The 13,110-nt window shown below is 45.5% G+C and carries 15 protein-coding genes; all 15 read left to right on the forward strand.

All coding sequences use genetic code 11. From position 1 onward, the window contains the following. The first annotated feature begins 2 nt into the window (after positions 1-2). The 15 genes from NSQ83_RS07025 (at position 3) to NSQ83_RS07095 (ending at position 13,098) form a co-directional block, all read left to right on the forward strand. Positions 3-830, forward strand: coding sequence for an XkdF-like putative serine protease domain-containing protein (locus NSQ83_RS07025; protein WP_003232691.1), 828 nt, complete (start codon positions 3-5; stop codon positions 828-830). Between the two features lie 25 nt (positions 831-855). Further along, the gene (locus NSQ83_RS07030) at positions 856-1,791 is read left to right on the forward strand and encodes a phage major capsid protein (RefSeq protein WP_003232690.1); all 936 of its coding nucleotides are present in this window, start codon (positions 856-858) and stop codon (positions 1,789-1,791) included. A gap of 21 nt (positions 1,792-1,812) precedes the next feature. Then, a complete protein-coding gene (locus NSQ83_RS07035; protein WP_040083372.1) occupies positions 1,813-2,196 on the forward strand; it encodes a DUF3199 family protein in 384 nt (127 codons plus the stop codon). Further along, entirely contained in the window at positions 2,193-2,549 is a 357-nt protein-coding gene (locus NSQ83_RS07040) for a YqbH/XkdH family protein (RefSeq protein WP_003232682.1), read from the forward strand. Before NSQ83_RS07035 ends, NSQ83_RS07040 begins: the two co-directional genes overlap by 4 nt. Further along, positions 2,546-3,031: an HK97 gp10 family phage protein gene (locus NSQ83_RS07045; RefSeq protein ID WP_198878895.1), complete on the forward strand. Its 486-nt coding sequence runs from the start codon at positions 2,546-2,548 to the stop codon at positions 3,029-3,031. The genes NSQ83_RS07040 and NSQ83_RS07045 overlap by 4 nt, the downstream gene beginning before the upstream one ends. Positions 3,032-3,043: 12 nt before the next feature. Next, positions 3,044-3,484 (forward strand): hypothetical protein, encoded by a 441-nt coding sequence (locus NSQ83_RS07050; RefSeq protein WP_024572798.1) that lies wholly within the window; start codon positions 3,044-3,046, stop codon positions 3,482-3,484. A gap of 3 nt (positions 3,485-3,487) precedes the next feature. After that, entirely contained in the window at positions 3,488-3,706 is a 219-nt protein-coding gene (locus NSQ83_RS07055; protein WP_003232679.1) for a hypothetical protein, read from the forward strand. Then, positions 3,703-5,103 carry a phage tail sheath family protein gene (locus tag NSQ83_RS07060; protein WP_212036388.1) on the forward strand — a complete coding sequence of 467 codons (1,401 nt, stop codon included), beginning with the start codon at positions 3,703-3,705 and terminating at the stop codon, positions 5,101-5,103. The genes NSQ83_RS07055 and NSQ83_RS07060 overlap by 4 nt, the downstream gene beginning before the upstream one ends. 1 nt (position 5,104) lies before the next feature. Then, positions 5,105-5,548 carry a phage tail tube protein gene (locus NSQ83_RS07065; protein ID WP_003232677.1) on the forward strand — a complete coding sequence of 148 codons (444 nt, stop codon included), beginning with the start codon at positions 5,105-5,107 and terminating at the stop codon, positions 5,546-5,548. Positions 5,549-5,638: 90 nt separating this feature from the next. Next, complete coding sequence (locus NSQ83_RS07070) at positions 5,639-6,085, forward strand: phage portal protein (protein WP_063335092.1); 447 nt, start codon at positions 5,639-5,641, stop codon at positions 6,083-6,085. 41 nt (positions 6,086-6,126) lie between these two features. Beyond that, entirely contained in the window at positions 6,127-6,267 is a 141-nt protein-coding gene (locus NSQ83_RS07075; RefSeq protein WP_014479557.1) for a hypothetical protein, read from the forward strand. Then, positions 6,268-11,187, forward strand: a complete 4,920-nt coding sequence (locus NSQ83_RS07080) for a transglycosylase SLT domain-containing protein (RefSeq protein WP_204551488.1) — start codon at positions 6,268-6,270, stop codon at positions 11,185-11,187. Further along, positions 11,180-11,839: a LysM peptidoglycan-binding domain-containing protein gene (locus NSQ83_RS07085; RefSeq protein WP_198878710.1), complete on the forward strand. Its 660-nt coding sequence runs from the start codon at positions 11,180-11,182 to the stop codon at positions 11,837-11,839. The genes NSQ83_RS07080 and NSQ83_RS07085 overlap by 8 nt, the downstream gene beginning before the upstream one ends. 15 nt (positions 11,840-11,854) lie before the next feature. Beyond that, positions 11,855-12,832, forward strand: a complete 978-nt coding sequence (locus tag NSQ83_RS07090) for a phage-like element PBSX protein XkdQ (protein WP_033884960.1) — start codon at positions 11,855-11,857, stop codon at positions 12,830-12,832. Then, positions 12,832-13,098 carry a DUF2577 family protein gene (locus tag NSQ83_RS07095; protein WP_033884959.1) on the forward strand — a complete coding sequence of 89 codons (267 nt, stop codon included), beginning with the start codon at positions 12,832-12,834 and terminating at the stop codon, positions 13,096-13,098. The genes NSQ83_RS07090 and NSQ83_RS07095 overlap by 1 nt, the downstream gene beginning before the upstream one ends. Positions 13,099-13,110 lie beyond the last annotated feature (12 nt).

Here is a 13,110-nt window from a genome sequence, read left to right on the forward strand (position 1 = left end):
AGGTGGCGCGAGAATTAAGAAATGCCAAAATCAGCTTTGTCAGTTATGTGGACAAGGCGGCTAACCAGACAGAATTTTTCTTTACGAAGTCAGCCAAACCTCCGTCATTTGAAAAAAAGGTTCGGCTGTTTACAAAAAGTGAGCAGGATGAACAAAAGCTCGTGTACGGAATCGTGTATGAGCCTGATGTTCCTGATGCCCACGGCGATTTTATGACCGCCGAGGAAATTGAAAAAGCGGCGCACGGTTTTCTCGCGGAGGCACGGGAGATTGATATCAATCACAGCTTTGAGGGCGGAACCGGCGTCGTGGTCGAGTCCTATGTGGCGCCCGATGATTTTATGATCGGGTCAAAGCGGATTACAAAGGGCTCATGGGTGCTCGTGACAAGAGCGTCAGACGAGGTGTGGGAACAGATCAAGGCTGGAATCATCACCGGCTACAGCATGGCGGGCACTGCAGATGTATATGAGGAAGAACCGGTTGAAAAAGCGGGATTCTTCAGTGTATTCAAGCAAATGCTTGCTGACAAAACAGGGAAGGAGACTGAAGAAATGAGAAAAGAAGACATGAAAGAATCATTCGAGCATGCGCTTTACCCTCTGCTCAAACGGCTTGAGCGGATTGAAAAAAACACAGACACGGAGGAAAAGCCGGAGCAGACGGGTGATGACGAGCGTCTGAAAAAGCTCGTTGAAGACATGCTTGCTCCGCTGATCGAACGCATCGAGGCTTTGGAAAAAGCGCGAGGCGCGTCTAAGCAGACAGCGGACGATACGGGCGGCAATACAGAGCAAGTCAAAAAATCAATCTGGAGCGGACTGCTGTAAAACCAGTCAAGGAGGAGGAAATCAATTGAGAAATCAAGAGATCATTCGGAAAGCGGAAATGTCGCTTTCTGCTTTAAAAAGCGGCGGGCTTATGAACCCTGCGCAAGCATCGGCTTTTATCCGCATGGTGCAAAACACGCCGACCATTTTCAGTGAATCCCGCGTGATTCAAATGGAAAATGATTCGCAAAAATTTGAAAAAATCGGCTTCGGCCAGCGTATTCTGCGGGCTGCGCAAGAAGGAAAAGCACTGTCAAACGACGAGCTGACAGTTCCAACGACAAGCACTGTCCAGCTGAACACGAAGGAAGTCATTGCGGAAATCAACATTACGTATGACACACTTGAAAACAATATTGAAAAAGACGGCCTGCAGCAGACAATCATGCAAATTTTAGCAGAGCGCGCAGCAGTTGATATTGAAGAGCTGATCGTTAACGGCGATACAGCATCAGCTGATCCGTATCTGGCACAGCTGGACGGCATCCGCAAACAGGCAGTTTCCCATATCGTTGACATGAACGGTGAAGAACTGTCCAGAGCGACATTCAAGAAAGGCTTAAAGGCAGTTCCGCCAAAATATTTGCGCATCCCTCAGGAATTTAGATTCTATACGTCTCATGGCTTAGAAGTTGAATGGAAGGACCGCGTGGCAGACCGCCAGACAAACCTTGGGGACCAGGCTGTTCAGGGCGGCTTGTCAACAGCATTCGGCGTACCGGTCAAAGGGGTATCCAATATTCAGCCGTACACAGTCGGTGAGGGAGACGCGCAATATGACGCTTCTGATATCATTCTCACACATCCGAAAAATATCATTCTCGGCTTCTCCCGCAATATCCGAATTGAAGTCGACAAAGACATCCGCTCCCGTAAATTCATTATTGTCTTAACGGCCAAGCTGGACAGCAAGTTCGAGGAAGAGGATGCCTGCGCAAAATTAATTAACGTAAAAGAATAATAGAAACGAGGTGGTCAGCTCATGCTCATTGAACCGACTGACGTAGCCTCCTATTCGGTCTATGATCGGGTGAAAAACAGGCCGGAAGAGCTGCTGGCGCAGGATATCATCGAGGCGGAAGCAGAAGCGGCTCTCATCACGGGCCACCGCTTTGAAGACAGCTTGTATGATCCGCTGCCCGGCAAGGTGAAGTTGGCTTTAGTAAAGCTTGCCCAGTATTTTGCGCTTGTCAACAGCGATGAATCTGCCTCATCAAGCTATCAGTCTGAGAAAATGGGGGATTATTCCTACACGGTTTCCGGAGAAGGCGGTATTCAGCGGCCAGAGGTATATCATTTGCTCGAAGAGTTTATCACGCCGGGCTACGTCCCTGAATCCTCCAGACTGAAGGTGAGATCTTTATGAGCTACAAGCAGATGCTCATTCACCGTTGCGACATTTATCATGAAGCAGCGCAAGCGCCGTCTGCAGGCCGATTTGGGATTCCGGCAGACAGGCTGCAGCCGGTGATTTCATATCCGGATACACCCGATGAACAAGATGTCCCTTGTTATTTTACCGAAAAAACGCAGCAGCTGATTCAGGAGAAGCCGGATCAAACTGTATATCATAGCTTTCTCGTCCATTTTCCGTTGTCAGCGGACATCCGCGTGAACGATAAAATCATTTGGGAGAATCATAAATATATACTAAAGCTGCCGAAAAGGATCAGACATCATCATTGGGAGGTCGTCGCAGTCAGGGATGAAAGCCTATGAAAATAGCGGGATTGAAACAGCTGAACACGGCATTAAAAGAAGCGGCTTCAGGCGGTTTTTCCAGACAGGCGTCCCGGTGGCTTGAGGAGTGCGGGCAAGATTTTCTGGAGATCGTCCAATCTGAACTCATCAGCACACAAACGATTGATACAGAAAAACTGCTCAGTTCCTTTGAGAAAGGCGCAGAGGACAATCTCTGGATTGTGCAAAGCGGCGGGCTTTCGCTTGAGGTGGGAACACAGCTTGATTACGCCTCATTTCTTAATGACGGCCATTGGACGTCAAAACAAGATGTGAGATGGGTGCCGGGGCGTTTTCAAGGCTCACGGTTTATTTATGATCCAGCGGCTTCAACGGGAATGGCGCTCAAGAGAAAATGGATACCGGGCACGGGCTACTGGGATCATGCACTGCTTTTATATGAACAGCTGTTTGAAAAATCGCTGGAAAACAAACTGCGCCAGTGGCTGAAGAAGCTGTAAAGGAGGAGCAGGATGAACAGTGAAACAGGATCGATCATGGCGTTTTTGTACAGCCGGTGGTCTGTTCCCATTTATGAACGCGAGCTTCCTGATCACTTTCAGGTGCCGTCGTTATACGTCCCGCCACCATCTGTTTTCGAGGAAACAGATACGGTCTCCACATTTAAAAAAACCTACAGTCTCAATGTAAAACTGTTTCATCTGGACTCCGTTCAGGCGCTGGATGAAGCGGACAGGCTCGCGGATGCCATCAGAGAAGCGAGAAATATGATTCCGCTGCTGAGTGAATCCGGCGAGAAGACGGGGGATATGGTTCGCATCTCCCAAATCGAGACAAGGGTAGGAGATAGGGGCGAGGCGGCCATGGTGATCAGGTGGAGCAGCCGATATTATTATCACAAAATAGAACAGCCTGTCTTACAGGATATCGACATGAACAGCGGGGTGAAATAAACGGTGTCAAAGGACAAACAACAGAAGAAGGCTGTACATACAAAGAGCAGGGAAGCTCTATTTGATACAGCGGATTTGATTAAGCATGCGAAGGAACTGTTCGGCGTTAAGCCTGATATTCTTCAGGGGGCTTTATTTGGCGTGGATCAACCACGTATGACGAAATCAGAAGCCAACCAATTGATTCAAACATTTCTAACCAAGGAGGTCATGTCATCATGAATGGCGGAACATTTACAACAGGCAAAGAAAAAGAACGTGCAGGCATTTATTTTAACTTTAAAACGACGGCACAGGAGCGGGTATCACTCAGTGAACGGGGGACAGTCGCACTTCCGGTCGCATCAAGCTGGGGCGAAGCGAAAACGTTCGTCTCCATTTCCAGCGTTGAAGACCTAAACAAAAAAGTGGGTCTTAGCATTGATGATCCGTCTTTATTGCTGCTGCGTGAAGCGAAGAAAAATGCGAAAACGGTATTGATGTACCGTCTAACCGAAGGTGTCCGAGCGTCTGCTGATATTGCTGAAGGCGTCAAAGCAACTGCAGTATATGGCGGAACAAAAGGAAATGACATTATCATCCGCATCAATCAAAATGTGCTGGATGCTGATTCTTTCGATGTGACAACATATATGGACGAATCAGAGGTTGATAAACAGACTGTCAAAAAGGCTGAAGAATTAACAGCTAACGGCTATGTCACTTTTACCGGAACAGGCGATCTTTCTTCAACGATTCCTCTCACTGGATCAGAAGGAGACAATGCAGCTGAGACGCTGAATGCATCCGCGGGAATCCGTTTATCCGGCGGTACGGATAAAGCCCCTGTCAACTCCGACTATACAGATTTCTTAGCCGCGGCTGAAACGGAGAGCTTTGATGTGATTGCGCTGCCTGTTGCAGAAGGTGACCAGTTGAAGGCGACGTTTGCTGCTTTCATTAAACGCCTTCGCGACGGCCAAGGACAAAAAGTGCAAGGCGTCACAGCCAATTATGCCGGTGATTATGAAGGCATCATCAACGTAACTGAGGGTGTGCTGCTTGAAGATGGCACGGAAGTTACACCGGACAAAGCAACAGCTTGGGTAGCTGGAGCGAGTGCAGGAGCAACCTTTAACCAATCACTTACATTTGTAGAGTACGAAGGCGCTGTTGATGTGTTACACCGCCTTGACCACGAAACGATTGTTGAACGTCTGGGCAAAGGTGAATTTTTATTCACATTCGACGCCCGCGATAAATCCGTCAGTGTAGAAAAGGATATTAACTCACTCGTGACGTTCACAGCTGAGAAAAACAAGAAATTTGCGAAAAACAAAATCGTTCGTGTCCTGGATGCTGTGAATAATGATTTAACACGCGAGCTGAAAGCCTTAATTAAATCAAGAAAAGGCAGCGGAAGCGATATCCCGGCATCTGAAGACGGACTGCAGTATGTAAAAACGATGATCACGCAATACATGACAACGCTTCAGGATGCAGGCGGCATCACTGGCTTTGATTCCGATGAAGATATCACAATTTCAATGAATGAAGATCGTGACGGCTTCTTGATTGACCTGGCTGTACAGCCTGTCGACGCAGCAGAAAAATTCTACTTTAATGTGGAGGTAAACTAATATGGCATTAAAAGCACAAAACACAATCTCAGGAAAAGAAGGCCGCTTATTTCTCGATGGTGAGGAAATGGCGCACATCAAAACATTTGAAGCAAACGTTGAGAAAAACAAATCTGAAGTCAACATTATGGGCCGCCGCATGACAGGCCATAAAACAACAGGGGCAAATGGAACAGGGACCGCAACGTTCTACAAAGTCACATCAAAATTCGTGCTATTGATGATGGACTATGTCAAAAAAGGCAGCGACCCTTATTTCACACTCCAAGCCGTGCTGGATGATCAATCCTCCGGCCGAGGCACAGAGCGAGTCACGCTGTACGACGTCAACTTTGACTCTGCCAAAATCGCAAGCCTTGATGTCGATTCAGAAGCGTTAGAGGAAGAAGTTCCATTTACATTCGAAGACTTCGACGTCCCTGAAAAGCTATCTGACACGTTTTAATCAAAGCTGAATCAGCCCATACGCAGACCTTTCTCAGAAAGGTCTGTTTTTAAAAGATGAAACCAAACAATAGACAAGGGAGTTTTTTACATGAGCGAGAAGAACGAAAACGTATATGATCTTTCCTTTTTTATGCCGGGAAAAACAATTGAAGCTGAGGAAATCAAGGTGCCGATCTCAAAGCGTTTTGTTGATAAAAAAGGGAACATCGTGCCATTTATTTTTAAAGCGATCACGACGGAGCGCATTGATGAATTGGAGAAAGAAACAACAACGTATAAAAATGTCAAAGGCAGAGGCCGTGTAAAAGATTTAGACAGCCAGCGCTTTTATGCCCGAATCGCAGTTGAATCAACCGTTTATCCGGACTTCCGTTCAAAAGAGCTTCGAGAAGCTTACAAAACGGCTGACCCGGTAGAAGTTGCGAAACGCGTGCTCTCAGTTGGAGGCGAGTATGCGAACTGGTTAAACAAAGCGATTGAGATTAATGGATTTGAAGATGAATTAGAGGATCTGGAAGAAGAAGTAAAAAACTAATCAAGGATGGGCATAAAGAAGCCGTGTATCTCTACTATGCGATGCACGAGCTTCACTATTCCCCATCAGATTTATTGGCGCTCTACGAAGCGCCCAGAAACTATAAAGCGCTGTTGTATGGACTGATCGGATATAAGCTCGATCTCCTTGAAAAACAAGCAAAGAAAGGAGGGGCATCGTAATTGGCAAAGCTGACAGCAAGGTTTGAAATGGAAGACCGTGTAAGTAAAAAGTTAAGAAAGATCCAGAATGGGTTTAGAGCACTTGAAAAATATAGAAAAATGGTGCAGCGAAAAAGCGCTATTGATGTACGAAAAGAAAGCAAAACTGTATTAAGGACAATTGATCGCATACAAAAATCATTAAAGAAAAAGCTTGGCGCCCAAATGATCTCCATTTCAACTGAGGATAAAGCCAGCAGTGTCATTCAGCAGGTTAATGTTCAATTGCAGGGATTGCCGTCATCTGTATCTATTAAAATAGATGCTAGTGACCAAGCAACCGAAAAGTTTGAACGATTAAGAGAGCTCGTGGCAGGTTTTAAAGGCTTTACGATTATGCTGAGTGCAGAAGATCAAGTGTTGCCGGCTGTGCAAAAAATACAGCGCTATATGGAAACTGCACTTAAAAATGGTTACTCTGTTACGATACGCGTGATTGATCACGTCATGAAAACAGTCGGTCGTATTTCTGCTGGTATTAATGCCTTAACAGGAAAAGACAACAAACTTGAGCTCGCTATTAATGACAAGGTGTCAAATAAGCTGGATTCATTGCAGAAAAGAATTGACAGCATGGGAAGCTCAGGTCCCTCCGAAAAAGGAGCGCCTTCAGCAGGAGGTACAGGAGATATTGCGAGCATGTTTGACCCAGAAACGATTTTGACAGCACTGGACAAATTTGCTGCTTCATTCATGGAAAAGGTGGATGAAATCGCTACAAAGTTCAGCCCGGAAACAATCTTAACAGAGCTGGATAAATTTACGACATCGTTCATGAATAAGGTGGATGAAGTCGCCACAAAGTTTAGTCCAGAGACAATTTTGTCGCAGCTGGATAAATTCACAACATCGTTCATGAATAAAGTGGACGCAATTGCAACGAAGTTCAGTCCAGAAACGATTCTGGCACAGCTGGATAAGTTTACAACATCGTTCATGAGTAAAGTGGACGCAATTGCGACGAAATTCAGTCCAGAAACGATTCTGGCACAGCTGGATAAGTTTACAACATCGTTCATGAGTAAAGTGGACGCAATTGCGACGAAATTCAGTCCAGAAACGATTTTGTCGCAGCTGGATAAATTCACAACATCGTTCATGAGTAAAGTGGACGCAATTGCGACGAAATTCAGTCCAGAAACGATTCTGGCACAGCTGGATAAGTTTACAACATCGTTCATGAGTAAAGTGGACGCAATTGCGACGAAATTCAGTCCAGAAACGATTTTGTCGCAGCTGGATAAATTCACAACATCGTTCATGAGTAAAGTGGATGCAATCGCAAGTAAATTCAGTCCAGAAGCGATTTTTAAGCAGCTTGACAAGTTTACAGATTCCTTTATGAAAAAAGTGGATGATATCGCAAGCAAATTCAGTCCAGAAGCGATTTTTAAGCAGCTTGATAAGTTTACAGATTCCTTCATGAAAAAAGTGGATGATATCGTAAGTAAATTCAGCCCGGAAACAATCTTTAATGAGCTTGACAAGTTTACAGATTCCTTCATGAAAAAAGTGGACGATATCGTAAGTAAATTCAGCCCGGAAACCATTTTTAACGAGCTTGACAAGTTTACAGATTCCTTTATGAAAAAAGTAGATGATGTCGCCAGCAAATTCAGTCCAGACGCCATTATTACTAAAGCGGAAGACTTTGTAACAAATATTGTTGACAAAATTTCAGAGAAATTTAATTTCCTGAACCCGGATAAAATCGCTAATAAAGCAGAAAAGTTTGTTGATAACATTGTTTCAAAAATCGCCAAGAAATTCGAGAAATTCAGCCCTGATAAAATTATTGAAAAAGTGGGAGAGTTTTTTGAAAAAATTATAAAAGGCATTGCTGAGAAGCTGGGGAATCTGGATATTGGCGGGTTGTTTGGCGGCAAATCCAGCGGAAGCAAAGGCAAACAAAAAGCTTCAAAAGCCAATACAAAGAACTCAACTTCTAACAATTCAAACCGCACTAAAAAACCTTCTATGAACCAAAAATCTTCAGGTTCAAAATCGAAAAAGTCAGGCGGCAAATGGGGCGGGGCTTGTGGTTGCTGCTGTGCCGGAATCAGTACAGGCAAAAGCAAAAAAGTCAAAAATAGAAACGGTTCATCAACAAAAGGGAATAAAACAAATCCTGTGAATACACCTAAATCTGCTAAAGGAGCAGCAGGCAAAGGTTTTTCAGGCCTTCTGAAAACATTGGGTGAATCAAAAGGCTTAAAAGGCGGACTGAAGGGCTTAAAAGGAGCTGCAAAAGGAATACCGGGATTAGGCGAAATACTGTCCCTTACTGACTTAGCCGGTATCAATAAGGATAATGCTGGTGAAAAAGTAGGTTCAGCCGGCGGAGGTTTAGCAGGAGCCGCTACAGGAGCGGCTATTGGAAGCGTTGTGCCGGGAGTCGGGACCGCTATTGGCGGTATTGTAGGAGGAATTGCCGGTACTTTCGGCGGTGAAAGTTTAGGCAAGGCAATTGATGCCGGCGCTCTAGAAGATACATGGAACAGCATTACAGAGGGTGCGCAAAATGCCTGGTCAGCCATTCAGGATACTTGGGGAACTGTATCAACATGGTTTATGGACAATGTCTGGACGCCAGTGTCAACCGCAGTTGTGGGTGTAGCAACAAGCATATGGTCCAACATCGTAAATGCATGGACAACGATTCAAACGATATTCAGCACGGTGGCAACATGGTTTATGGACAATGTCTGGACGCCGGTTTCATCAGCAGTTGTGGGTGTAGCAACAGCAATATGGTCTAAAATCGTAAATGCATGGACGACGATTAAAAATGTGTTCAGTACAGTTGCTTCATGGTTTATGAGTAATGTGTGGGGGCCAGTCAAATCTGCTGTAATAGGAGCGGCAACTACAATCTGGGATAAAATGACCGGTGCTTGGAATAAGATTAAGAGTGTTTTCAGTACAGTATTGGGATGGTTCATGGATACAGTTTGGAACCCGGTTAAAAATACAGTCTCAGATGTAGGTAAGGGAATCTCAGATGCTTTCAAAAAAGCGATAGACACCGTTAAGAACATTTGGAAAGGCCTGAGCGGCTGGTTTAAAAAGAATATTCAAGAACCTCTTACAAAGGTGGGAGAAGCGATTTCAGATGCTTTTTCTAAAGCGTTCGGCTGGGTGAAGCAAATCTGGGATAAAGCTGGCGGCGTAGCTAGTAAAGTAATTAATTTTGTAACCGGCGGCGGTGATCCGAATAAAGGTAAGGATCCGGATAAAAATGCCACAGGCGGCTACATCACCAAACCAACCATCTCGTGGATCGGTGAAGCCGGCAAGGAATTCGTTATCCCGGTTGATAACAACCGAGGCCGGGGGAAGATGCTTCTTTCACAAGCGGCGTCTAAGCTGGGTATGCAAGTTGTAGACGACATGGGAGCAGCTTCGTCTTCTGGCGGAAGTCCAGCATCTGTTTCAGGAGGAGCAGCTGTCAGTCCTCTATCAGGCTCAGCCTCCCCAGCAATGAACACTGCAAATCTTACAGGCCAAGCGTCCACACTCGGACAGCAATTTTCAGAAGGCTTTGGTAAAGGCATCAGCGATCAGCCGGTCAAAATGGAAGACTGGAAAAAGAAAAACATCAATACGCCATTTACACAAATGATTTCTGCTTCACCAAATTACGGTAAACAAATGGTAAGCGGGTATGCCAAGGGCCAAAACGGTACAGCAACCGGAACGGACGGCTTTTTGCAATCAAAAGTTAAAACGCCGTACCAAGCCACTGTGAACAAATCGTCTTCATGGGGCACAGGAACGGTCAAAGGCTTTGCGCAAGGACAAAATTCAACCCAAACAGGGACTGCACAGTATGTGAGTACACATGTTGACAAACCGTTCCTGCGTTCAAAAGACACATCGAACAGCTGGGGCTCCGGTTTGATTGGAAACTTTGTGACAGGCATGAATTCTAAATCCAGTGAAGTAAAACAAGCAGCAAAGGATATGGCCAAGAGAGTGGAGCAGGCTTTCCGTGAGGAGCTAGATATTCATTCACCTTCCCGTGTCATGATGAGCTTAGGGCGTTTTGCCTCCGTTGGTGTTGTAAAAGGTCTGGATTCTGTCGATGTGAAAAAATATGCTGAAAAGCAAGCTGGATCACTGGCAGCTGCTTATTCCGGAATGGGTGCAGTAGGTGGAAATGTGAAGCAGTGGCTTATGGCTGCAATGATGGCCACAAAAACACCATTAAGCTGGCTTCCGGGATTGATGACAATTGCAAAGTTTGAATCAGGAGGCAACCCTAACGCCATTAACCTGTGGGATAGTAACGCGAAGGCAGGCAATCCATCCCAAGGGCTCATGCAGACAGTACCAACCACTTTTAACGCACACAAAGCGCCAGGCATGGGTAACATTAGAAACCCGATTCATAACGCTGCTGCCGCAATCGGCTACATCAAAAGCAGATACGGCTCTATTGACAATGTACCTGGTATTAAAAGCATGAAGCATGGCGGACCTTATGTCGGTTACGCAAACGGCGGGCTGATTACAAAAGAACAAATCGCCCGTGTCGGTGAAGGAAACAAGCGGGAATGGATAATCCCAGAGGAACGGGGCATCCGAGGCCGCTACCTCCTTCAGAGAGCTGCGCAAGCTCTGGGAATGGAAGTGACAGATCCGTCTCAATCCCAGCAGTCTGAGCTTTCTTCAGGACAAGTTTCAGCAGTTACATCCGGTACACGGCAAACGATACAAACAGACGGAACGAAAGAAATAAAGATTGAGTTTAACGGCGATCAGCATTTCCATAATGGACAGGATGCTGATGGCCTGGTTGCGAAAATCAAGCAGGCATTACTTGATGAATTACAAAATGACATTAACACCGGAACAAAGGGGGTCGTGGCTTTTGACTAAGTCTATCTATGAATTTTGGATATCACAGGGGAAAGAAAAGCTGCGATTCCCTGTTCTTCCTGAAGCGATTGATATAGCGAATAGTGTACAAAATGACTCAGTAAAGATAACGGGATTGGGTGAACTAACGTTTATTGAAGAACCCGGAGCAAATGAAATTTCATTTTCTTCTTTTTTTCCAAAAAAGTATACGCCGATAGCTGAATATCAAAATCTCCCGTCTCCGGAAAATGCCATTGCGAAAATTGAAAAATGGATGAAGGCAAAAAAGCCTGTTCAATTTTTAATTACGGGAACAAAAATCAATATGACATGCAGTATTGAAAGCCTTAAATATAGTGAGGGAGACAATGAAATAGGAGATCGGGATTTTGATATTGTATTAAAAGAATACAAAACCGCTTCCCCGCGGAAAATCAAGCAGAAGAAAAAAACAAAGGCAAAACGTCCGTCGAAGGCTGCGCCGAAGACGTACACAGTCAAAAAGGGAGACACGCTATGGGACATTGCAGGCAGATTTTATGGGAACAGCACCCAATGGCGCAAAATTTGGAACGCCAATAAAACAGCAATGATCAAACGAAGCAAACGGAACATCAGGCAGCCGGGCCACTGGATTTTTCCCGGCCAAAAATTAAAGATACCGCAATGAAACAGGTGATGTATGATGATAGAACTGTTCGTCATTAAAGACACAGAGTGGCTTGAGCTGGTTGCAGAAAGCGTATCGCTTGAAGGCCATCGTTATCAGGCGCCGCGTTCCATTGAAGCAACCATCGTCACCAAGCAGGGCGACCAGACGTATTACAGTGTCTCAGAAGGAGATACGGTCTTGTTTAAATGGAAGGGAAAAGAGCTTTTTCGGGGCATTGTTTTTGCAAGAACCCCGGACGAGCATACGCTTGCCTTCAGCGCTTATGACATGCTTCAGTACCTGGTCAAAAACCAGGATATGTACGTGTTTTCCAATCAGCGGGCCGACCAGATCATCAGAAGGATTGCGAGTGACTTCCAGATACCGACAACCTCGATCGCAAACACAGGCCATACGATCAAAAGTCTTGTCATTAAAAATGATACGACATTGTATGACATCATATTAAAAGCGCTGAAACAGACGAAAAGCCAGACAGGGCAACATTACCAGCTGTATTCGGAAAAAGGAAAGCTCGGCCTGCGCGCTTGGCCAGATCCGTCAGAGGTATGGGTGCTTGAAACGGGCGTCAATATCACGGGCTACCAATACAGCACTTCTATAAACGACACTGCTACTCGGGTGGTACTTCGCCGGCAGAAGGACAATAAGACATATAAAGCCTCTGCCAAGGACAGTTCAGGCTTAAATAAATACGGTGTGCTTCAATATACGGAAACGGTCACAGATGACATCAACCAGGCACAGCTTCAGCAGCGGGCAGATGTACGCCTTGCTGAAAAAAAGGGCGTGAAAAAAGAACTGAAAAATATTCAGGCAGTGGGCATCCCAGAAGTGCAGAGCGGCTTGCCTGTCTATATTTCGATTCCGGAGGCCGGCATCAAGAAAACCTATTGGGTAGATACGGACCGGCATGAATTTAAAGGAACGAAACATACGATGACGATCGATGTTGTCGAAAAGAATACGATGCCGGAAGGAGTTTCCTGATGAGATTAAGTGAGGCTATAAAACATTTGGCAGTCGGCGCAGTTGACGCTGAGTCTCCGGTAGAACTGCTCCCGGCTGAAGTCGTTTCGGTTTCTCCTGTGGAAATCAAATTAAAAGAAAACAGCAAACTGATTATACCGGAAGACGCCATCATTATCCCAAAACGAATGCAGTCCGGAGGAGACGATGCACTCGAGCCGGGGGATCGCGTCATGACCGCAGCTCTGACTGGCGGGCAATCGTTTTTTATTTTAGATAAGGTATAGACAAAACCGCTT

Origin of the sequence: Bacillus sp. PS217 (assembly GCF_037963535.1) — a bacterium.
GTDB lineage: Bacteria > Bacillota > Bacilli > Bacillales > Bacillaceae > Bacillus > Bacillus subtilis.